This is a genomic window from Commensalibacter papalotli (ex Botero et al. 2024), assembly GCF_947179115.1.
In the GTDB taxonomy this organism is placed as follows: Bacteria; Pseudomonadota; Alphaproteobacteria; order Acetobacterales; family Acetobacteraceae; genus Commensalibacter; species Commensalibacter papalotli.
In genome coordinates this window covers 839,015-858,664 of sequence record NZ_CAMXCI010000001.1, presented here as the reverse complement: position 1 = coordinate 858,664, position 19,650 = coordinate 839,015, and the positions used below count along the sequence as shown (strand labels likewise).

Here is a 19,650-nt window from a genome sequence, read left to right as displayed (position 1 = left end):
TGTTGTATTCAATCATAATTGATAATAAAACTTACATATAACTTTTCTAACGAACAACATACATACTTATTAGTCAAAATTACATCATGATCACCATGACCAAATAAAGTTTCATCATAATAAAAAAGAATATCCTTTTTATTGATATGATTATTTTTAAAATTAACGTTAATTTTATTCTCTACCCAAAATAATTTATGGCATATGATATGAATAGCTTTAAAGAGAAAATTAATATAGTTGTAATAATTTATGAATATTTTATAGTGATAACCAAGTGAAGCTAACTTTATATATTGGTTTTTTATATAATATATTAAGATGAAGTTGATAAGTTATAGATAGGATTATTCAAACTTTTTTAAAAATTATTATCCAAGAAACAGAATTCTTAATCCTATGGATTCCTGTTGTTTTGGCATTTGGTTGTTTGATTTATTTTTTACTGCCTACAGAACCTAGCCTTTATTGGGGAGTGGCTGGTTTAGTCATCGGATTAACTGGATGTGCGATTATTCGTTGCCGTTTTACAGCTTATCTTGGATGGTATCAAATGTGCTGTGCATTGTTTTTAGTGTCATCGGGTTTTTGTTTATCGTGGTGGCAAACGCATCGTCAAGAACCTTTTTATCATGTGCCTTTTCATGCAACGACAATTCAAGGAAAAATTAAAGCTGTTGAGTATTTAAACTCTGGAAAAAAGAGGGTTTCTATACAATATGTTCGCTTTTTAACACCGCCTGAATCTGATCAGCAAGAATGGCAGAGATTAGTTCTTTTTACACTTTCAAAAAATGATACGCAAATTTTAGAAAATGGTGATCTCATTCAAGCCAGAGTCATGTTGCACCGTCCATCTTCCCCGCAGCTTGTAGGAGGGTATGATTTACAATTTTATTCATGGTTTAAAAATATCGGGGCTTATGGTTACGCGCTTGAACCAGTAAAAATAATCTCTTTTCAGCCAGCATATTCAATCCAGTATCTCAGAGAGAAGATCGCTGCGCATATTCGAAAATTAGAGCCTGGGTCAGCTGGTGTAATTTCGCAAATTTTGCTGACAGGCATAGGGGGTGAATTAACTCAACAAGAACGTCATGCATTTGCAGCTTCGGGACTGGCGCATTTGCTGGCGATTGCAGGATTGCATCTAGGTATTGTTATGTCGATTGTAACGTTCACTGTGAGGTGGTTGCTTTTGCGTAGTGAATATATTGCTTTATATTGGCCAGTGAAACGCATAGCTATTATTATTGGTTGGAGTATCGGATGCTTTTATTTGGTTTTAACAGGATTACATTTACCCGCGATCCGCAGCTTGCTGATGGCCAGCATCGTGATGTTGGCTTTGCTTTGTAATCGCCCTGCTTTTTCTAAACATAATTTAATGCTAGCAGCTTTATTTCTGCTGTTATTATCCCCAGCCTCGGTGTTGAATGTTTCTTTTCAAATGTCAATGGCAGCCGTAATGGCTTTGGTTTCTGGTTTTCAATTGATTTATCAATGGATTGGTAAAGGGCATGTTCAAGATTCTTACTTTTATCGTTTTATAAAAATATATCTTTTAGAAGCGGCTTGGGTCAGTGTTTTAGCAGGAACCGCGGTTGTTCCAGTAATAATGTTTTATTTTCATGAATTAAATCTTTATTTTGTTTTTGCTAATTTGATTGCTGTTCCTTTGATGGCTTTTTGGATTTTACCTATGGGGTTATTGGCTTTATGTACGATGCCTTTCGGTTTAGATGCTATTTTTATTAAATTGATGTGTTTTGGAATAGACGGAGTAATGTTTTTGGCTGAATGGGTGGCATGCTTGCCTTATGCCAGCATTGCAATTCCGGTATTTCCTGGTTGGGGATATTGTGTTTATTTCTTTGGATTATGTGTTTTATGTTTATGTATAACGCCTTTGCGTTGGAGCGGAGGTATTATGATGGTTGTAGGTATTTCTTCTATTTTTTTGGTGAACCCTCCAGATATTGTTACCGCTGCCAATGGGCGCATGATAGGCATTAAAAATAAACAGCAATTGCTAACGATATGTCAAGGAAACTGTGATAATTCTACGCTTGAAGAGTGGCGTAAAGTATTACATGTTAACTCTGTCAAGAATATTGCTCTAGATGACCATGATTACAATTATAATTGTAATCAGGATTATTGTTTTTTTTATGTGCAAAAAATAATAGTGATGTTCAATGCTGTACAAAAGGAACAAAATGCCTGTCAGCCTGGCCTTTTGGAATTTTCTTTTCTATGGAATGGATCAGTATGTCAGTACGGTTTCGCAATTAATAAAAAATCAAACTGGATAAATGGTGCCCATAGTATTTGGTTAACACCCTTTAAGGTTCGCACTGATCTTCAAAATAGAGGAAAGCGTCCATGGGTTATGCAACCTATTCAAAGAGGTATTCCTAAATTACCGATGGCACAAACTGAATAATTAAGGAGTAAGAATTTTATCAGGATAATGACATATTTTCGGGGCAGGGCAGCGCCAACATTCTGGTTTTCTTGCTTTGCAAATATAACGCCCATGTAAAATTAACCAGTGATGAGAATCTCTTAACAGATCTTTGGGAATGCGTCGGACGAGGGCCTTTTCAACCGCCAAGACATCTTTGCCAATGGCAAGGCCGGTGCGGTTCCCAAGTCTGAAAATATGCGTATCGACGGCCATAGTGCTTTGATTAAAAGCAATATTTAATACAACATTAGCTGTTTTTCGACCTACACCAGGCAAAGCCTCCAAGGCTTCTCGTTTGCCAGGGACCTCCCCTTTATAAAGCTCAATTAATTGTGCAGATAAGGCAACAACATTGCGGGATTTAGCACGCCATAAACCAATAGAGTTAATATATTGTGCCACACCGTCTTCGCCCAAAGCCACCATTGCTTGTGGTGTAGAGGCAATTTTAAAAAGTTTCTCAGTTGCTTTATTTACCGAAGCATCTGTTGCTTGAGCAGACAGAACAACGGCAACCAACAAAGTATATGGGGTGGTATAAATTAATTCACTTTGTGCATTAGGATTCTCTTTGGCTAGAAGTTCGATAAATTCACGAACCTCTGCCAAAGACATTGCAGTGACTTTTTTACCTGAAGCGACGCTTTTAGATGCCATAAATACGTAAGCTTAGCCCATAAAGCCCATGGGGCGACCACCCATGATATGCATATGAAAATGAGGAACTTCTTGTCCTGAATCCTTGCCTGTATTACTGATGACACGATAGCCTCCTTCTGAAAGGCCAAGCTCCTTGGCGACAAAAGCTACGGCTTTGGTAAAGGCGACTATTTCTTCGGGTGCCGCACGTTCGGCAAATTCTGCATAAGAAATATACGGATTTTTAGGTATGACTAAAGCATGAACAGGGGCTTGGGGTGCAATGTCGTGAAAAGCTAAAACAAAATCATTTTCATAAATGGCTTTACAAGGAATTTCTTTACGTAAAATTTTAGCAAAAACATTTTGCGGATCGTATTTGGTATGACTTGTGGGCATTGTTTTCTCCTATATATTTATGTCAAAGAATTATGAGGGCGAGCAGCTTTTTCTGTAATGCCGCTGATGCCTTCTCTTCGATGTAATTCAGTCCATACATCATCAGGGGAAACCCCAGCACTGACCCACATGACTAATAGATGATATAATACATCGGCACTTTCAGTGATCAATTCTTTTTGATTACCAGTTGCACATTCAATTAGGCACTCAATGGCTTCCTCGCCAAATTTTTCAGCAGTTTTTTTAGATCCTTTAGCCAGTAGTTTGGCTGAATAACTTGTGTTTGGATCAGCATCTTTTCTGGATAGAATAACTTGGTATAGTTGATTAAGAATATCTGCGTTGATTGGTGTATTCATGGATTTATTCTTGGTTCTTAATGATTATTTTGATAAACGAACGGGGATATTATTTTTTGCCAAATCTTCCTTAACTTGAGCAATTGTGAACTGCCCAAAATGAAATACACTGGCGGCCAATAATCCTGTTGCTCCTGTTTTTGCGCCTTCGGTAAAATGATGTAATTCTCCAACCCCACCACTGGCAATGACAGGAATTTTAACAGTTGAACATACTGTTTTAAGCAGTTCTAGATCAAAACCTTTGCCTGTACCATCGCGATCCATGCTGGTTAATAATAACTCACCTGCACCACGTTCAGCCATTTGTTTACACCATTCAATAGCATTAATTCCTGTTGGATTGCGTCCTCCGTGGGTATAAATCTCCCACGAACCTTTACCATCAGAACGTGCATCGACAGCAACCACAACGCATTGGCTGCCAAATTTAGTGGCTGCTTCATTGATTAGTTCTGGCGTTTTGATGGCCGCAGAGTTTATTGCACATTTATCTGCACCGGCTAATAACAAAGCACGCATATCCTCAACGCGGCGCACACCGCCACCAACGGTCAAAGGTAAAAAGATTTTTTCGGCGGTACGTGTAACAACATCAAGGATGGTATCTCTGTTTTCGTGGCTGGCGGTAATGTCGAGGAAGGTTAGCTCATCCGCGCCTGCTTGGTCATAAACCAAAGCTTGTTCAACAGGGTCCCCCGCATCACGCAAAGAGACAAAATTAACCCCTTTGACGACACGACCATCTTTGACATCAAGACAAGGGATTACACGAGTTTTTAACATGTTTCCAAAACCTTTAATGCTTCGGCAATATTGATACGCCCATCATATAAAGCACGTCCTACAATGACGCCTTCTATGCCAGGCTCAGTATTAGCGATTTCGCGTAAAGCACGCAAATGTTCAAGATTACCCACACCACCACTGGCAATCACAGGAATGGATAAATGATGTGCTAATTCAGCTGTTTGCTCAAGGTCTAATCCAGATAACATCCCATCACGTTGAATTTCGGTAAAGATAATTGCCCCAGCACCGCTATCTTGCAGTTTTAATGCTAAATCCAAAGCTTTCATTTCAGAAGTTTCAGCCCAACCCTCAGTAGATACAAATCCAGATTTGGCATCAATTCCAATCACGATCTGATTTGGGAACGCTTTACAAGCATCATAGACAAGTTGAGGGTTTTTAACAGCAACGCTACCTAAGATTACGCGGGTGACCCCTTGAGATAGCCAAAACTCAACAGATTGTAAGTCTCTGATCCCCCCACCTAGCTCAACAGGAACCTCTGAATTCGCAAGGATTGCTTGCACAGCTTTAATATTCACAGGTTTTTTTGCAAAAGCACCATCTAAATCAACAACATGTAACCATTTGCATCCTTGTTTGTGCCATTCTCTAGCTTGGCTGCCTGGATCATCAGAATAGATCGTTGCTTGATCCATTTCCCCTTGGCGCAGGCGTACACATTGTCCACCTTTTAAATCAATAGCGGGGTAGAGGGTTAATGGACGAGGAGCAGGAAGAGATGACATTAATAGTACTTTCTTGATTAAGAAGAGGAAGTATTTAAAAAAGACTTATAGAGAAAAAGGCCTTTAACAATTTGGCCGTCTATTCTTTGATAATAAGGATGGGTTGCCCAATGTAAATATTCATTTTGCAAATAAAACTGTAGTAACTTTTTCTGTGTTTCATCAATAATAACATTGATGATAGGAAAGCCAAGTTGAGATACGATTTGTTCCATTTTAGCAAGCAATCGTTGTTCAATACCCATATTTAACGCATAAGGAGCAACTGTGAAAATATCTATTTTTACAGAGATATCACATGAATTTATTTGTTTAGGTGGGGTATTTACTTCGCAAATACCTACAATATTACCATCAAGCCGTGCAACCAAGAGGGTCTTTTCAGGAACAAGTAAAACCCCTTTAAAATGATTTTCGATTAAATGTCGTGGAGGTGGTTTTGTCCATTTACAATGATACCCTTCAATAATAGAAGCCTCTAGTGTTTCACATAAAGAGTGAAGCTCTTCTTCATTATCAAGAGATATAATCTGTTCGATTTGTATCTTGGGAAGTAAAGTTGAATTATGGTGATCCATTGTAACACTTAATGTTGATGAAAGGGTAGGGTGATTTATAATTCCCAAGTTAAAAAATTAGCTAAGATTCGCAAGCCAGCTTGTTGGCTTTTTTCAACGTGGAATTGTGTTCCTATTTTATTGCCTTTAGCAATAATAGCAGGAACGGGGCCTTCATAATCTGTTGTAGCGATAATGGTATTTTGTTCTGCTTTGGTCAAAGCATAAGAATGTACGAAATATGCATGGTCTCCAGGTTTAATTCCTTCTAAAATTGGATGGCTTCCAACTTTGAATTGTAATTCATTCCATCCCATTTGCGGTAATGGTAGATTACAAGGTGTCATCGGGGCAATTTCACCCTCTATCCATCCTAAACCTTGAGTAATTTGATGCTCCAGTCCCCTTTGTGCCATTAACTGCATACCAACGCAAATTCCTAAAAACGGGATTCCTTGTTGTGTGCTTTGTTCAATAGCATTTAACAGATGAGGAATAGTTTGTAACCCATTCATACAATCAGCAAAAGCGCCTTGACCAGGAAGAATAATACGATCTGCCCCAAGGATTATTGCAGGATCATTGCTGATTTCTACTTTGACTGCAAGATTGATTTGTTGTGCAGCATACAAAGCTGCACGTTGTGCAGAGGCAAGGTTACCTCCGTTATAATCAATAACAATAATTTTTAAAGGAGATGTGATCATAATAATTATATCTTTTGGCTTAAATCTGGATATTGATCACATAATCTTAATAGAGCTGCTTCTTTGTTTCGTCCAGCAACGATGGTTTTAATTTTCCATCCCGATAAGGTTAGCTCGGCTCTTTGGAATTGATACGCAAAACAAGCAAGCAGGAAATGAATTAATACCAAAATGGCAATTGATGGGCTTAACCAAAAACGAATAGAAATACATAGACTGAAAATAATTAATCCATGGATCCAGCTTTTTTGAATAAACAGGCCAATCGCCCCCAAAACAAACACTAACCAAGAAAAGCCATTTGGTACTAATTTAACAGTTTTGGGATGTTGTGGATTGGTATAAACGGTAAAAAATTTCATAATACACCTTTGGTTGATGGAATATTATTCAATGCACGCATGTCGAATTCACTGGCACTTCGTAAAGCGCGTGCTGTGGCCTTAAAGGTTGCTTCGGCAATATGATGAGAGTTACGACCAGCATGTAAAATTGCATGTAAATTAATATGTGAGCTCATGACAAAGCCACGAAAGAACTCTTCAAAAAGCTCTGTATCCATTCGCCCAATTTTTTGTGTAGGAAATGGAATGTTCCATGCCAGATATGGGCGCCCAGAAATATCGATAATTACTTCGCTTAACGCTTCATCAAGGGGAACAGAGGCTTGTCCAAAGCGGCTAATACCCTTTTTATCGCCTATTGCTTGGCGAAATGCTTGACCCAATGCGATGCCAGTATCTTCGACACTATGATGGTCATCAATATGAAGATCACCTTTGACAATTAAATTTAAATCAAACAAGCTGTGTTTGGTTAAAGCAGTCAACATATGATCAAAAAACCCAATTCCTGTATTGATTTCAGAGCGACCCGAACCATCGATATTCAGGATTAATTGAATATCAGTTTCCGAAGTTCGTCTGTGTATAGAGCTCTGTCTAGGTTGGGTCATGAAATCGTAATCCATAGATGATCATTGAGGTGGTGTATCGGTTCGAAATATAAGCCACAGAAAAAGAAAAGACAATCTTATAGAAATATAATAATATAAGAAAAACCGTTTTTTACCAGTTTTATAGCTATTTTAAATTTTTATCCAACAATATGGATGGTTAACTTATAAAATTATTCTATATATTCTATATTCAGCCTAGTGGATTAGCAAATGACAAATATTGATTTCTTACTTTCTCGTTTTTCAAGCGTTGCGTTAAGAGACCCAGTACCAGATGATCAGCAATTGCATCAAATATTATCTGCTGCGATGTGTGCCCCTGATCATGGTCGTTTGCGTCCTTGGCGTTTTGTAGTTATTCCCAAAAATAAACGTGCGGAATGGTTGAAATCTGTCGAACAATCTATGACAGAACAAGGTTATGATTATCCAGAATCTTATATTAAAAAAGTCCAACATAATTTTTCTTGCGCACCTATGGTCATTGCCTTGGGTATGCGTAAAATTACCGAAAAGACCAGTGTTTCAATAGATGAACAATTGATGGCAAGTTCTGCTGCGGTGATGAATGTTTTAAATGCAGTGCATGCGTTAGGTTTTGCAGCAAAGTGGATTACAGGGCCTATTGATAATAAAGGCGTGGTTAAACATATAGGATTTTCAGAACCATATAGAATGCTTGGTTTTTTATTTGTAGGAACACTTTGTGACGCCGAACAAACACCTCCTCGTTTGAATGTTGATGACTATGTAGTGGTATGGGATGGAAAGCCAGCACAGTTTAAAGTTGATCAATAACCCGTTTAAATTTACCTAAAATAGAATTCATAGTAATGGAGAATATAAAATGCCGTTATCAGTAGATATGAAGGATGTTATCGTCATTGGCGGTGGCCCTGCTGGTTTAGCATCAGCCTTATCACTAGAAGCTCTGGGCTTAAAAGTGATTGTAATTGATCCTGCGCCATTGCATGCATTGCAGAATCCATCTTTTGATGGACGAGAAATAGCCCTCACACATCATACTGTTACTGCTATGCAGGCGATGGGGGCTTGGGATCATATTGAGCCTAATGATATTTCTTTCATACAAGAAGCTCGCGTTGAAAATGGTGAAGAAAATCATCCATTGATCTTTGATACCAAAGGTAAAGATGAAGATGCCTTGGGTTATCTGGTTCCTAACTTTGCTATTCGCAAAGCATTATTCGAAGTAGTACAAAAACGAGAAAATATTACAGTTTTATCTCAAGAAACCTGTGAAAAACTAAGTTGTTTCGTAGATTTTGTAACGGTAAAGTTAAAAGGTCAGCAACTAACAGCAAGATTAGCCGTGGTTGCAGATGGACGTTTTTCTAAAACCAGAGAAAGCCTTGGTATTGGTTATCATTTACATGATTTTCATCGTCATATGATGGTGTCCCGATTTGAACATGAACAGCCTCATCAAGGTGTCGCATTGCAGTGGTTTGACAAAGGACAGACGATTGCTTTACTCCCATTAAATGGGAATATTTCTTCGGTTGTTTTATCTTTGCCACCAGATGAAATGAATCGTGTTCGTGCTTTGGATGAAGATGCTTTTAATGCAGATATTAATGCCAGATTAAAAAATCGCCTGGGTAAAGTAAAATCAGTTTCAACACGTCATGTATATCCTTTAAAAACGGTTTTTGCTAATCGCTTTGAAACCCGTCATACAGCCCTTGTTGGGGATACGGCTATTGGAATGCATCCAATTACGGCACATGGATTTAATTTTGCGATGACGGCGCAAGAGCTGTTGGCTGAAGAGGTCTTTTCAGGGATCGAACGTGGTGAAGAAATTGGAGCAGCTCGACAATTGCGGAACTATGAACGCCGTCTAAGAGCCAAAACCTTACCTATGTTTACGGTTACGAATACAATTGCGACTTTGTATACTCGCGAAGAGAAAGGGTTGTGGTTGTTAAGACAGGCAGGAATGAAAGCTGCAAATCTGTTAAACCCTATTAAAAATAAAGTTGTTGATCAATTGATTGAAAAAGGTGGTCGATTGCCTTTTATGAAATAATGCTGAAAATATATTAATATTAATATATTTTTGAATTACTAATGATCAATTGTTGAATGGTTCAATCGGGTTATGAAGCATATTTTGAAATATGGCTCTTTTATTTTTTTACTGTCTATAAACTTATCTGTTTCAGCAAAAGTTGTTCATTCGATTGATCAAATACCATCCCAGATTCACAGCGAAGAGGGCAAAGCAGTTTTTGCACAAGAAATGAATGGTGATAAATTTCCAGATGGGTTTGGTAGTCATTTTTTGTCTATGCAAAGTGCTTTGAAGCCTCAAGATATTATCAAAATTATATATCCGCAGGGTAAAGATGAAAGGTGGAGTCTTATAGGGATGAAGCCATGGCCTGGACAGAAAGACCGCTATATTGTAGTGGCTTGCTCAACAAAAATAACACAAAAGGAACTAGATAAAGATCAAAAAAACAGTTGTTCTTATGATATAAATCCTAAAAGTAAAATTGTTATAGCTGTTGTTGATTATGATGGTTCAGGAATGCTAAAATTAATAGCTCAACCTTATATAGAGACCGTTGTTGGGGATGAGAATGGTTATGTGGATGATGATAATGGAGATGCGCTGGAAAAGAGTGCATTTAACCTTAAAAATGGGAACGGTGAAGTTGTCGTATGCAATTTGCAGCGCTTAGATTTTGCTCATTATCAGTTAAATTCACAAATACTTGCCTTTGGTATACGTTTTGGGGCAGAGGTAGGGTATGCAGGTGGAAATGATTCTACTCAAGCAATGACGTTATTTGCTATTTTACAAGGAACCCTTCGCCCTGTTCTGAAGGCAGATATGTATCATTTTGAAAACATTGCAGGTGATTGGCATAAAGATGGAACCCGAGATCATGATATCAGCGAAGAGGAGTATGTTTTATCCATTCTGCCGCACCAAACAACAGGGTTTTATGATATAAAACATACACAAAAAGGATCTCGTAATAATAATGGCAAAATTTATCACTGGAACGATCAGAAATTACAGTATCAATAGTTTGTCATTATTTTACTTTTATAATTCATTCTTACGCCGTTGTTGACGTAATACAGATTCAATCCAATCATTAAGCTCTCTGGTAGTTTTTTCAGCAGCTTCTAAATCTGGATATATATCAGGAAAACGCAAAGATAACCAACGCCAAGCAACTAAACGTTTATGACGTTTTTCTGCACGTTCTAACTCTTGCCGAGACGCATTGCTGGGGCTGGGCAGTTTTCCAGTGCTGGGGGCCGCAATGGTTTTTCCAGAAGCATGATCAGCAGCCCATCGGATTAAACGTTGAATACCATTATCGCGATCATCAACGGGACAGACTGAATATGTCCAACGATCTCTTAACTCCAATCCTTGCACACCTTCCAAAGCAGAGGCAATAGCAAATGTTTCCTCCATCGGAGCAAGTCGATAATTAGGATCATCAGAGCGCAATACCGCACGTTTTAACCTGGTTAAAACACCAAATAAACTATCAGAGTTAATTTCATTAGCAATAAGCTGCACAATCGCACTGTCTGGTTGCACCAAAGGGCGTAGGTCTTTTTGCTCTTCTGGTGGAGCTTCTAACTGGCGACGAATAAAGTCGGGATCACCAGCGCCTGCTAATAATCCAACAGTGCCAGTTTCATGCTTACCATAACGCCCAGCTCGCCCGCCAATTTGCTTGACTTCTTGAGACGTTAACATTCGTCTGCTGGTTCCATCAAATTTATAAATTGTGCTGAAAATAATGCGTTTAATTGAAAGGTTTAATCCCATGCCAATTGCATCTGTGGCAATTAATATATCTGCCTGACCATCATTAAAGCGTTTGGCTTCTGCCCTGCGAACCTCTGGGCTTAAGGCACCGTAAATAACAGCAACACTATGGCCTTTTTGCATTAGGATAGCACGCAAATCTAAAACTTCACGTCTGGAAAATGCGATTAAAGCATCTCCTGCCTGTAACCGATTTATCCCAATAGGAGAGCTGGCAGTTTGTAAAGCACTTTTGCGTTGTAAAGAGATTTCTTCCCATGGATCATCACAAAGCCTAGCAATATTTTTAACAATAGGAATACATTCAGGTGAGCCCAATACATAAACGTGCCTAGCAGGCACACCCATGATGGCTGCTGTCCACGCGGCTCCTCTGTCTGGATCTGTAAGCATTTGTGCTTCGTCAATTAGGGCTACGTCAACAGGATTATCCATTGGGCACATTTCAACGGTGGCCGCAAGGAAACGACTATTAGGAATTAGTTGTCTTTCTTCACCAGTCTTTAAAGACGCTGCAATATTTCTTTCTGATAAAGCCTCTTTAAATTCATGAGCTAATAAACGCAAAGGTGCCAGTGCAATTCCACTTTCGCTTTCAGCCATTGTTTTTAAGGCAGTATAGGATTTTCCACTATTGGTAGGGCCGGTGACAATGGTGATACGACGTTTTAAACTGCGTGCTGTTACAAAGTGGCCTGCATAACGATCCATAGCGGCAACACTGGCGATGACTTTGTTTTTAATATTTAAATCGCCCAAATTAATATAGGCGTTTTTTTTATCTTTTGCTGGGGTGCCATCACGCCAATTTGAAATTTGTGAACGTAATGCTTTGATTTCTTTTGGATCAAAACGCCAAATTTCTTTTCCGTGTTTTTTAATTTTTTGCGCAACAGGGATCTTATTTTCTGCAATCCAACGCAGAACCTCTTTATGAGAGCAATGCAGCAAAGGTGGGATCTCTTTAAAAGAAACAAGGCTGGATTCCCATTCTTTTTGTTTCTTGATCTCATCTCTTTTACGATCACGAGCCGTTTGTTGGATTTCTTGATCTTTTTGTTGTTGCTTTTGCTCTTGATAGACAATTTCCTCAATGAACTGTTCTGTATCATTGGATTCTAGTCCAAAGGCTATTGCCACATCTTGAGCCATTAAGCGCAGAGCTTTGGTGCCGATAATAGGCTTACCGCTGTCTATTAAGTCAGTATATAATGTTTGAAAACAATCAATTGGACTTTTACCGTTTTGTCGCAAACGGGTGTGCAACGCTTGTTGTAAAGCAGATTGTAATGCGTCTTCACTGGGTTCAGGTTCGTGAACAAATGACACAGCCCAAGCAATATCTTCTGATTGTATCCAAGGTTTATTTTCCTGTTGAATCTGCCTGTTTAACCGTTTAGCCCATTCTTTTCTGCGAATAATGCAAAGCAGTTTTATAAAAGTAGCCGCAGTAATATGGTTGGTGTCAGGCTGAAGGTTCCTGGCAACCAGTTTTAATAAGCGGGGCTCTTCTTGCGGTGTCAGGCTAAGTGAGGTTTCTTGTAATGCTTGGTCTATAGCAATTTTAGCAGGAGATAAATTCATGGATTTCCAAAGATAAAGGATTAGTAAATAAACTATACAATATAGGTTTAATTAAATAACATATTGCAAGTTCAAAAAATTTTTATTGTTTATAATGAATATTTATAACACATTGATTTTTGGTTTGTTACTTCTAATATATTAAAGGATAATATGATCTATTATTTAAAAAAAGAGTAGTGATAAATTTGTAAATATAAAAATTTTTTAAATTAGGTTTTGAAATTTGTTCAATTTTTCTTGGGAATGGGTTAAAAATACTTTTTAAATGTGAATGATTTTTATTTACGCAATAATTTAGGTTAATTAATCAGGAGATCCCTTTATAATGTCTGAACCAATCGTTATTGATGATTCTTTTCGTCTAACAGACCCAACCAAAGAATATAGCCATTTAAATGCTGAAAAAGTGCTGAGTGTTCATCATTGGACAGACCGTTTATTTTCTTTTAAATGCACTCGTACATCCAGCTTGCGCTTTGAAAATGGACAATTTTGTATGATTGGGATCGAAGTTAACGGCAAGCCTTTGTTGCGTGCTTACAGTGTTGCCAGTGCAAATTATGAAGAAGAATTAGAGTTTTTGTCTATTAAGGTTCCAGATGGCCCATTAACCTCTCGTTTATGTCACATGCAAGTTGGAGACACGGTTCTAATTGGACGTAAACCGACAGGAACATTGGTTCTATCTAATTTAAAACCTGGTCGTAATTTATACTTTTTCTCTACAGGCACTGGGCTTGCTCCATTTATGAGCCTCATTCGTGACCCAGAGGTTTATGAAAATTTTGAGAATGTGATTTTAACTCATGGTGTACGTACTGTGGGTGAGTTGGCTTATCGTGATTATATTACAAAAGAATTACCAAACCATGAATTCCTTGGTGAAGATATTTCTAAAAAGTTAATTTATTACCCAACGGTTACACGTGAAGATTTCCCTGTTCGTGATCGTATTACAACCTTGATTAATAATAAAAAATTATTTTCGGATACAAATTTACCAGTGATGGATCCAGAGTTGGATCGTGCAATGATCTGTGGTTCACCAGAAATGTTGGCAGAAATTAAAACGATCCTTGAAAATCGCGGTTTTACCGAGGGGAATGGAAACTCACCTGGATCTTTCGTAATCGAAAAAGCATTTGCGGAGCAATAATCTATGACATATGACTTTGACCTTATCGTAATCGGTGCGGGTTCTGGTGGCGTTCGTTGTGCACGAATTGCTGCTGGACATGGAGCAAAAGTTGCCATCATTGAAAAACAACATTGGGGCGGAACTTGTGTAAATATTGGCTGTGTTCCCAAAAAACTGATGATGTATGCCAGCACTTATGGCGATTTGGTTGAAGATAGTCATGGATATGGATGGGATACGAAAAAAGGGCAGCATCATTGGCAACAACTTATTGAGGCAAAAGACAAAGAAATCCATCGTTTAAATGGAATATATGTGTCTATGTTACAAAAGGCTGGAGTTACTATTTTTAAAGGTGCTGCTTCTTTTAAGGATGCGCATACAATTAATATTGCCCAAAGCGTTCTTTCCGAGGATGTAACTCAAGGGGCGTTAGACATCACGGCAAAACATATTGTGATTGCTACGGGTTCATCCCCAAGCCTTTTGGATATAGAAGGTAAAGAACATGGGATTGTTTCTGATCAAGCATTTTATCTCAAAGAACGTCCTCAAAGAATTTCTATTATTGGTTCAGGTTATATAGGGATAGAATTTGCTGGTATTTTTGCAGGTTTGGGATCTCAAGTTGATTTGATTTATCGTCAACCTGTGCCTTTGCGTGGATTTGATCAAGATATGCGCCAGGCCTTGTATGATGCTATTGCTGTGCGCCCAAATATCATGCAGCATACAGGCAAAAATCCTGTAAAAGTTGAAAAAAATGGTGATACGTATAAGCTTCATTTAGATGACGGTGATGTCATTGAGACCAATTGTGTATTTTTTGCGACAGGACGTCATCCGAACATTAGTGGATTAGCTTTGGACCATGCAGGTGTAGAAATTACTGATAAAGAGCAAGTTATTGTAGATGATAATTTTGTTACTTCTTCCCCTAATATTTATGCAATTGGGGATGTTATTGATAAAATCAATTTGACGCCAGTTGCGATTGCACAAGGTCATGCTTTGGCAGATCGCTTATTCGCTGGTTACAGCAGAAAAGCAGCCTATGATTCTACCCCAAAAGCCGTTTTCTTTTATCCACCTTTGGCTAGTGTAGGTTTGTCCGAAGAGGAAGCTGTAAAAAAGGGTGAAGTAGAAATATATGTTTCTCAGTTTACTGCGATGAAGTATGTATTTACAGAGCGTAAAATCAAAACCTTTATCAAGATGATCGTTGATAAAAAAACTCAATTAGTTGTTGGTCTGCATATGTTGGGCGACGATGCCCCAGAAATTATGCAAGGTTTTGCCGTGGCAATTGCTGCAGGGCTGACAAAAGCCGATTTTGATCAGACAATTGGTATTCATCCATCCTCAGCTGAAGAACTTGTTACTTTAAGACAAGTAACAAGAACTAGCCAAAAACAATAATCACTTATCTTGGGGTTAACCAACCATTACCTGTTGAATCCCCAAGTTTTCCACTGCCCATAGGACCGCTTTCTCTGTATGCAGTTCCATAGCGAGATAGGTTAGCCCCACTAACTGCGTCTTTATTTTCAGAAAGAGCTCGTTGATGCTCTGGATCTGGGCCTTTGGTCATATCCATAGATGGTGCATATGTATATCCAGGAGGTGGTGCCCTACGTCCACGAACGGTAATATGTTCACCTCCACCAGATCCTTTATACGCAGGGGTCTGTGTATGTATATTGGCAGATTGCCCTGAAAGACCTGGTAATGTGGCACTGTTAGAGTTCACATTCATCTCTTGTCCATAACTATTAGTTATAAATAAAGGGGTGATTAGGAATAGCCCATATAAGCTGTGTTTCAGCCAGTGCATGTTTGTATCCTTTTATTTCTTAGCAGTAAGAACTGTATATTCTATGATGGTTACAATCTATTTTATATATAATTTGAAAGAAAATATAGATTCAAAATGATTTATTTATGGCATGATCTTATTCGAAGATTTATATTAATTTTACTTTGAGAAAAAAAATAAAAGTTAGCGTGGAAGAATAGTCTGAACGAGCTGGACATTTATTTGTAGGTAAATTATTATGGATCTGAAAGAAATCAATTCGATCGTTTATAATGCTTGGTTGTAGAGAAAATGGTGGGCCACATTTTTTACTGAATTATGCTTGAATATCCATGTGTTGCGCCAACACCTAAAAACAAATGTTTATGTTTTAAAGTGGAGTATGTAACAGGCACAAAACTTGGTATGATTTGGGCATTAATAAATTCTGCAAAATCAATCATAGTAGCTGCGAAATTTTATTATGAAACCTCTCCATATAATCATGAGACTGGCCCCAGATCACCAAAATCGCTGCTCCCTTTATCGGGAGATCAAGAGGTATCTTTGTTGATTGATTTGCGACCAAACAGTTTTGGAAATATTTTATATCATCTAGAGTTAACTTTTAATACGTTTGGTACTGATCATCAATGAATGGTGGAGAATTGGTTATGTTGCACCAACTTTTACAGGTATGCTCAAAGAGTTAAATACTGAAGAGATTATTTGTCAGCGTTATAATTTATAACCTGGAAACTATGGTTAGATTGATTTTGCATGTTCATGTTGGGAACAATAAGTTAGAATTTTATCGATGGTTAAATTTACTGGCTAAATAATCTCCAGCCCACTGAATTGCAGAAATCATGATGACCAAAAGAACAATAACAATAGCCATTATATCAGATCTAAATTGTTGATAACCATATTGAATTGCGTATCGTCCCAATCCACCTGCACCAATCGTGCCTGCCATTGCAGAAATACCAACAATCAAAATAATGGTAACGGTAAAACCAGAAATTAATCCAGGCAGAGCTTCTGGTAATAAAACTTCTTTAATTATGGCGATACGGCTGCCGCCCATAGCTTTGACAGCTTCGATCAGCCCATGGTTAACTTCTCGTAATGATACCTCAGCGATGCGTGTAAAATATGGAATCGTAGCGATAGCAAGTGGGACAATAGCAGCTTCGGTACCAATAGCAGTTCCTACGAGAAAACGCGTAACAGGAATCAAAGCAACGAGTAAGATGATAAAGGGAATAGACCTGAAGATATTGATAATTACGCTAACAATGCGGTGGGGAATAGGGGAAGGCCTTAAACCATCTGGTGCAGTGATAATTAAAAATAATGCAATAGGCAGACCACCAACAAGGGTTAAAAACCCACAGGCAACAGTCATCTCAATGGTTTCCCAAATCGCTTTATAAAGCTGTTCAAGCTGATAAGGGGAAATATTGCTAATATGGCTAAGATATTGGTTAATTTGATCTATATTAAAAAGAGACATACCCAACTCTTTCGACGCTTTCGACACCCATTAAGGTTAATGCTTTCATGGTTTTATCACAATCCTCTGCACGTACGGCTAGGAATGAAGTTCCAATCGGAGTTTCTCGAATATGAGAAATACTTCCCTCTAATAAAGAGGCAGAAATAGAATATTCTTTTTGTAAGTCAGCAATTAAAGGTTTGCGAACAACGTTACCTAACATAATGACATGCAAAATGCCATAATCATTGGCTTGGGGAGTATCGCGTAATTGACTGATAATACTTTGAGGTAATGAAGGTTGTTCTTCGGTAAGCAACTGTTTGGTAGTTTCTGCTTTAGGATGGGAAAATACGTGGGTTACAGGACCTTCTTCAATAATTTTTCCACCTTGTAAAACAATCACTTGGTCTGCTAGCAGGCGGATAACACTCATCTCGTGTGTAATTAATACAATTGTTAAATTTAGTTGTTTATTAATTTGTAATAATAAATCAATGATAGAACGTGTTGTTTCTGGATCAAGTGCAGAAGTTGCTTCATCACAAAGCAAAAGGGCAGGGTCTGCTGCCAAAGCTCTAGCGATACCAACGCGTTGTTTTTGTCCACCTGAAAGTTGTGCGGGGTAATTATCAGCTTTGTCTGGCAGTCCAACAAGATTTAGTAGCTCTTGAGCTTTTTTGAGACGTTTTTCTTTGGATATGCCTGCAATTTTCAGCGGAAGGGCAATGTTTTTTAAAACAGTTTGATTGCTAATTAGATTAAAATGTTGAAAAACCAAACCTATTCTTTGTTGTAAAGGCAAAAGCTCTTTACGAGGAAGATTAGCAATATCCTTACCTTCGATTTTGACCTTACCCGTATCGGGTCTCTCTAATCCAGCCAAACAGCGTAATAAGGTTGTCTTTCCTGCGCCTGAATGGCCAATAATTCCCATGATTTCTCCCTTTTTAACAGAAAAGGAGAGGTGGGATAATGCGACATGATTGCCAAAGTTGCGGCAAACATCTTCGAATTCAACAACAGGAGTATCAAGAGGGGTCGTAGAAGGTAAGGTCATTTTATTAAAAAGTCAGTATGCTAATAATTTTATTGCCACGCCGGTAAAATGGCTCCGTGGTATTTGTCTTCCATTGCTTTTTTAACGGCATCAGATTGAAAGCTTTCTACCAATTCTTTCATTTCAGGCTTGTTTTCATCACCTTTTCTGACAACAAGAATGTTGGCATAAGGGTTATGTAAACGATCTTCTTGTAACAAAACAGACTTAGGATCAATTTTTGCAGAAATGACATAGTTTGTATTAATAGCAGCCATGTCAACATCATCCAATGATCTTGCAAGTTGGGCTGCATCAAGTTCTACAAAGTTATAATGATGACGATTCTCAGCAATATCACCTAGGCTTGGTAAAGCAGGTGCATCCTTGTTTAGTTTAATCAACCCTTGTTTAACCAACAGGTTTAAGGCACGCCCTTGATTGGATGGGTCATTTGGAATACCGATTTTTGCACCATCAGCTAGATCTTTAATCGTTTTAATCTTATGAGAATAAAACCCTAGAGGTTCAACCCATGTTTTACCAATAACCGCCAATTTATATCCACGAGCTTTGACCTGAGCATCCATAAAGGGAATATGTTGAAATGCATTTGCTTCAATATCTTTGCCAACCAAAGCTTCATTCGGTAAATTATAATCGTCAAAATTTACCAGCTGAACGTTAAGCCCTTTTGTTTTGGCAACATTCTTAGCAACAACGGCCAAGTCTTCTTCGGGGCCAGAAACAACACCAACTTTAATGGTTTTTTCCTGAGAATCAGCTGCTTTTACCTGAAGTGCTGTAAAAGAGCAAAGTGCAAAAGCAACAGAACCTGCGAGTATAGCTCGACGAGACAAAGCGGAAAACATAAGCAATAACCCTTGTGATGCAAGTGAAAATGATCAGTTTGATTTTAAATTTGATTTTTAATATCTATAGTAAAATTTAAAAAAAACAATAGTTAAACTACAACTTATACAGATTATAGCTTTTTACATGAGAGTTAAAAAAAATTTTTATTTGGTCAGAGGTATAATTGTTCCATTGTGTGTAAAAACTTAATTACGAATAATTCGTATAATTATATTAAAAATAATAATAAAATTAGATTTTTAACTTTGTTGGTTA

The 19,650-nt window shown here is 37.9% G+C and carries 19 protein-coding genes and 1 pseudogene; 7 read left to right on the top strand and 13 right to left on the bottom strand.

Features of this window, described 5'->3' with window-relative positions:
• The first annotated feature begins 415 nt into the window (after positions 1-415).
• Positions 416-2,446 carry a ComEC/Rec2 family competence protein gene (locus QMN76_RS03920; RefSeq protein ID WP_282023719.1) on the top strand — a complete coding sequence of 677 codons (2,031 nt, stop codon included), beginning with the start codon at positions 416-418 and terminating at the stop codon, positions 2,444-2,446.
• On the opposite strand, the gene nth is transcribed toward QMN76_RS03920, so the two are convergent.
• From nth to hisB, 8 genes and pseudogenes are all read right to left on the bottom strand, one after another.
• Positions 2,447-3,127: an endonuclease III gene (gene nth, locus QMN76_RS03915; protein ID WP_282023720.1), complete on the bottom strand. Its 681-nt coding sequence runs from the start codon at positions 3,125-3,127 to the stop codon at positions 2,447-2,449.
• Positions 3,128-3,139: 12 nt separating this feature from the next.
• Positions 3,140-3,508 (bottom strand): histidine triad nucleotide-binding protein, encoded by a 369-nt coding sequence (locus QMN76_RS03910; RefSeq protein ID WP_034336175.1) that lies wholly within the window; start codon positions 3,506-3,508, stop codon positions 3,140-3,142.
• Positions 3,509-3,525: 17 nt separating this feature from the next.
• On the bottom strand, positions 3,526-3,870 hold the full coding sequence (locus tag QMN76_RS03905; RefSeq protein ID WP_034336178.1) for a phosphoribosyl-ATP diphosphatase: 345 nt from the start codon (positions 3,868-3,870) through the stop codon (positions 3,526-3,528).
• A 24-nt stretch (positions 3,871-3,894) separates the two neighbouring features.
• On the bottom strand, positions 3,895-4,656 hold the full coding sequence (gene hisF, locus QMN76_RS03900; RefSeq protein WP_282023721.1) for an imidazole glycerol phosphate synthase subunit HisF: 762 nt from the start codon (positions 4,654-4,656) through the stop codon (positions 3,895-3,897).
• A pseudogene (gene hisA / locus QMN76_RS11005) lies at positions 4,650-5,989 on the bottom strand (1-(5-phosphoribosyl)-5-[(5-phosphoribosylamino)methylideneamino]imidazole-4-carboxamide isomerase). The gene hisF and the pseudogene hisA overlap by 7 nt, the downstream one beginning before the upstream one ends.
• 35 nt (positions 5,990-6,024) lie before the next feature.
• Complete coding sequence (gene hisH / locus QMN76_RS03885; protein ID WP_282023722.1) at positions 6,025-6,675, bottom strand: imidazole glycerol phosphate synthase subunit HisH; 651 nt, start codon at positions 6,673-6,675, stop codon at positions 6,025-6,027.
• 5 nt (positions 6,676-6,680) lie between these two features.
• The gene (locus tag QMN76_RS03880; RefSeq protein WP_282023723.1) at positions 6,681-7,037 is read right to left on the bottom strand and encodes a hypothetical protein; all 357 of its coding nucleotides are present in this window, start codon (positions 7,035-7,037) and stop codon (positions 6,681-6,683) included.
• Complete coding sequence (hisB, locus tag QMN76_RS03875; protein ID WP_282023724.1) at positions 7,034-7,630, bottom strand: imidazoleglycerol-phosphate dehydratase HisB; 597 nt, start codon at positions 7,628-7,630, stop codon at positions 7,034-7,036. The genes QMN76_RS03880 and hisB overlap by 4 nt, the downstream gene beginning before the upstream one ends.
• A 213-nt stretch (positions 7,631-7,843) precedes the next feature.
• On the opposite strand from hisB, the gene QMN76_RS03870 reads away from it, so the two are divergent.
• The 3 genes from QMN76_RS03870 to QMN76_RS03860 all read left to right on the top strand — a co-directional run bounded on the left by QMN76_RS03870 (position 7,844) and on the right by QMN76_RS03860 (position 10,697).
• A complete protein-coding gene (locus QMN76_RS03870; protein ID WP_282023725.1) occupies positions 7,844-8,431 on the top strand; it encodes a nitroreductase family protein in 588 nt (195 codons plus the stop codon).
• 49 nt (positions 8,432-8,480) lie between these two features.
• Positions 8,481-9,686 (top strand): 5-demethoxyubiquinol-8 5-hydroxylase UbiM, encoded by a 1,206-nt coding sequence (gene ubiM, locus QMN76_RS03865; RefSeq protein ID WP_084051484.1) that lies wholly within the window; start codon positions 8,481-8,483, stop codon positions 9,684-9,686.
• A 72-nt stretch (positions 9,687-9,758) separates the two neighbouring features.
• Positions 9,759-10,697, top strand: a complete 939-nt coding sequence (locus QMN76_RS03860) for a hypothetical protein (RefSeq protein WP_282065748.1) — start codon at positions 9,759-9,761, stop codon at positions 10,695-10,697.
• 18 nt (positions 10,698-10,715) lie between these two features.
• Here QMN76_RS03860 and QMN76_RS03855 read toward each other — a convergent pair whose 3' ends face one another.
• Positions 10,716-13,043, bottom strand: coding sequence for a helicase-related protein (locus QMN76_RS03855; RefSeq protein WP_034336194.1), 2,328 nt, complete (start codon positions 13,041-13,043; stop codon positions 10,716-10,718).
• A gap of 328 nt (positions 13,044-13,371) precedes the next feature.
• Here QMN76_RS03855 and QMN76_RS03850 point away from each other — a divergent pair, with 328 nt between their 5' ends.
• Together QMN76_RS03850 and gorA are read left to right on the top strand one after the other, a co-directional pair.
• Positions 13,372-14,202 carry a ferredoxin--NADP reductase gene (locus tag QMN76_RS03850; RefSeq protein ID WP_282023727.1) on the top strand — a complete coding sequence of 277 codons (831 nt, stop codon included), beginning with the start codon at positions 13,372-13,374 and terminating at the stop codon, positions 14,200-14,202.
• A 3-nt stretch (positions 14,203-14,205) separates the two neighbouring features.
• Positions 14,206-15,603 (top strand): glutathione-disulfide reductase, encoded by a 1,398-nt coding sequence (gorA, locus tag QMN76_RS03845; RefSeq protein ID WP_282023728.1) that lies wholly within the window; start codon positions 14,206-14,208, stop codon positions 15,601-15,603.
• Between the two features lie 4 nt (positions 15,604-15,607).
• On the opposite strand, the gene QMN76_RS03840 is transcribed toward gorA, so the two are convergent.
• A complete protein-coding gene (locus tag QMN76_RS03840; RefSeq protein WP_282065747.1) occupies positions 15,608-16,018 on the bottom strand; it encodes a hypothetical protein in 411 nt (136 codons plus the stop codon).
• 300 nt (positions 16,019-16,318) lie between these two features.
• Between QMN76_RS03840 and QMN76_RS03835 the strand changes: the two genes are divergently transcribed.
• The gene (locus QMN76_RS03835) at positions 16,319-16,636 is read left to right on the top strand and encodes a hypothetical protein (protein WP_282065746.1); all 318 of its coding nucleotides are present in this window, start codon (positions 16,319-16,321) and stop codon (positions 16,634-16,636) included.
• Positions 16,637-16,790: 154 nt separating this feature from the next.
• Here the strand turns inward: QMN76_RS03835 and QMN76_RS03830 are convergent, their stop codons facing one another.
• From QMN76_RS03830 to QMN76_RS03820, 3 genes are read right to left on the bottom strand one after another with little or no spacing between them, the layout of a single operon-like run.
• The gene (locus QMN76_RS03830) at positions 16,791-17,444 is read right to left on the bottom strand and encodes a methionine ABC transporter permease (RefSeq protein ID WP_282065792.1); all 654 of its coding nucleotides are present in this window, start codon (positions 17,442-17,444) and stop codon (positions 16,791-16,793) included.
• A gap of 40 nt (positions 17,445-17,484) precedes the next feature.
• Positions 17,485-18,540, bottom strand: coding sequence for a methionine ABC transporter ATP-binding protein (locus QMN76_RS03825; protein ID WP_034336205.1), 1,056 nt, complete (start codon positions 18,538-18,540; stop codon positions 17,485-17,487).
• A 29-nt stretch (positions 18,541-18,569) separates the two neighbouring features.
• Positions 18,570-19,391, bottom strand: coding sequence for a MetQ/NlpA family ABC transporter substrate-binding protein (locus QMN76_RS03820; RefSeq protein WP_282065744.1), 822 nt, complete (start codon positions 19,389-19,391; stop codon positions 18,570-18,572).
• Positions 19,392-19,650: the final 259 nt, after the last annotated feature.

Bases quoted from the DNA above. Each gene is read 5' to 3' on its own strand.
- gorA (WP_282023728.1), top strand. From the start codon at position 14,206: ATGACATATGACTTTGACCTTATCGTAATCGGTGCGGGTTCTGGTGGC.
- QMN76_RS03905 (WP_034336178.1), bottom strand. From the start codon at position 3,870: ATGAATACACCAATCAACGCAGATATTCTTAATCAACTATACCAAGTT.
- QMN76_RS03820 (WP_282065744.1), bottom strand. From the start codon at position 19,391: ATGTTTTCCGCTTTGTCTCGTCGAGCTATACTCGCAGGTTCTGTTGCT.
- nth (WP_282023720.1), bottom strand. From the start codon at position 3,127: ATGGCATCTAAAAGCGTCGCTTCAGGTAAAAAAGTCACTGCAATGTCT.
- ubiM (WP_084051484.1), top strand. From the start codon at position 8,481: ATGCCGTTATCAGTAGATATGAAGGATGTTATCGTCATTGGCGGTGGC.
- QMN76_RS03870 (WP_282023725.1), top strand. From the start codon at position 7,844: ATGACAAATATTGATTTCTTACTTTCTCGTTTTTCAAGCGTTGCGTTA.
- hisF (WP_282023721.1), bottom strand. From the start codon at position 4,656: ATGTTAAAAACTCGTGTAATCCCTTGTCTTGATGTCAAAGATGGTCGT.
- QMN76_RS03910 (WP_034336175.1), bottom strand. From the start codon at position 3,508: ATGCCCACAAGTCATACCAAATACGATCCGCAAAATGTTTTTGCTAAA.
- hisH (WP_282023722.1), bottom strand. From the start codon at position 6,675: ATGATCACATCTCCTTTAAAAATTATTGTTATTGATTATAACGGAGGT.
- QMN76_RS03850 (WP_282023727.1), top strand. From the start codon at position 13,372: ATGTCTGAACCAATCGTTATTGATGATTCTTTTCGTCTAACAGACCCA.
- QMN76_RS03825 (WP_034336205.1), bottom strand. From the start codon at position 18,540: ATGACCTTACCTTCTACGACCCCTCTTGATACTCCTGTTGTTGAATTC.
- QMN76_RS03880 (WP_282023723.1), bottom strand. From the start codon at position 7,037: ATGAAATTTTTTACCGTTTATACCAATCCACAACATCCCAAAACTGTT.
- QMN76_RS03860 (WP_282065748.1), top strand. From the start codon at position 9,759: ATGAAGCATATTTTGAAATATGGCTCTTTTATTTTTTTACTGTCTATA.
- QMN76_RS03855 (WP_034336194.1), bottom strand. From the start codon at position 13,043: ATGAATTTATCTCCTGCTAAAATTGCTATAGACCAAGCATTACAAGAA.
- hisB (WP_282023724.1), bottom strand. From the start codon at position 7,630: ATGACCCAACCTAGACAGAGCTCTATACACAGACGAACTTCGGAAACT.
- QMN76_RS03835 (WP_282065746.1), top strand. From the start codon at position 16,319: ATGCTTGAATATCCATGTGTTGCGCCAACACCTAAAAACAAATGTTTA.
- QMN76_RS03840 (WP_282065747.1), bottom strand. From the start codon at position 16,018: ATGCACTGGCTGAAACACAGCTTATATGGGCTATTCCTAATCACCCCT.